This window comes from Paraburkholderia sp. EB58 (assembly GCF_050436665.1).
GTDB lineage: Bacteria > Pseudomonadota > Gammaproteobacteria > Burkholderiales > Burkholderiaceae > Paraburkholderia.
Genome location: NZ_JBNDMQ010000103.1, coordinates 1 through 1412, shown reverse-complemented (window position 1 = coordinate 1412; position 1412 = coordinate 1). Strand labels below are relative to the sequence as shown.

Annotated in this window: 2 protein-coding genes; both read right to left on the bottom strand. The window is 58.1% G+C overall.

All coding sequences use genetic code 11. The features are described 5' to 3' along the window. The coding region (locus P3T40_RS44905) for an ABC transporter substrate-binding protein (RefSeq protein WP_429274091.1) at positions 1–1080 on the bottom strand (1080 nt) is incomplete at its 3' end. Between the two features lie 101 nt (positions 1081–1181). Then, positions 1182–1412 (bottom strand): YbiU family protein (locus tag P3T40_RS44900; protein ID WP_429274090.1); only part of this gene is annotated, 231 nt, incomplete at its 5' end.

Sequence of the window (1412 nt, the reverse complement as noted above, 5' to 3'; positions counted from 1 at the left end):
CTCGTCTACACGTGATTTCTTGGCGCAGCCATCGAACTTGTCCATGGGCACATCCAGCCGGACCGGGATAGAACCCTTGTAGAGACTGAACTGCTCCTGGAAATCAGGGGACATGATCGTCTTCGCAAGCGCAAGTTGCCCCGGCGTTGCTTCCTTTTTGCCGTTCTGCTGAAAGAACACGAACGCATCCACCGTGTACGTGAAGGCATTGGAAGTGCCGGGCGCCGGCGCGCAGATATAGTCGACGTCCGACTTCTTGTTCGCATTCGCAAACTCGCCTTTCGCCCAATCGCCCATAAACTGCATCCCGCCCGATCCGTTGATCACCATTGCCGTCGCGAGATTCCAGTCTCGGCCGGTGGCGCCTTTGTCGAAATAAGTCTGAATCTTCCGAACGGTCTCGAACACCTGCACCATCTGAGGCGAAGTCAGGGTTTTCTGGTCGAGATCAATCAGGGCTTTGCGGTAGAACTCCGGACCCTGAGAAAGCACAACCGTCTCCCAGATGGTCATCTCTTGCCAAGGTTGTCCGCCATGCGCGACGGGCGTGATGCCCGCTGCGCGGAATTTGTCTGCGAGCGCGAAGAACTCCGGCCAGGTCGTAGGCGCCTTGCCGCCAACTTTATCGAGGTCCGCCTTGTTGATCCACAACCAATTGATTCGGTGTACGGAGAATGGCGCAGCCACGTAATGGCCGCCTGCCTTCATGGTTTTGTCGATTTGCGCCGGCGAATGCGCTTTCCAGTCTGTGGCCGCTTGATCCAGGCTCACCAGCACACCCTGATCGGCCCAATCCTGAATCAGGGGACCCTTGACCTGCGCAGCCGATGGCGCGTTGCCCGAGATGACCTGCGCCTTCAGCGCTGTCATGGCCGCAGCACCCGCTCCTCCCGCTATGGCGAAGTCCTTCCACTCATAGCCTTGTTTGTTCATATCGTCCTTCAGCACCCTGATCGCCTTCGATTCGCCGCCGGAGGTCCACCAGTGCAGTACCGAAAGCTGTTCGGCGCCAAGCACAGAATGCGTTCCGGCCGCGAGCAGCGTAATAGCCGTTGCAACCGATGTCAGTGATCGTTTCATTGCAGTCTCCGAATTTTCGTTATTGATCGAGCGACGCGTTCGCGGCCAGAGCGAACGCGCATGCGTGCTCGGTTTCGTGCGTGTACGACGTTTTTGTCGAACTACAGGTCGAACCCAAGTTGCGCCTTACCAAGCGGTGACAGGTCGTCAGTTGTGGCGCGTCCGGTGAAATCCACTTCGAAATGGTCAGCCGGGAAATCGGGCGGGCTTTCGCCCTTCAGGAAGCTCGGCAACTGGCGCTTCAGGTAAGCGTCGTTTTTGGCACATGCGGGCGCCGAGGGGATGTACATCACATTGCTGTAGCCCGCACCTTTATGCGCGTCTTCGACCGC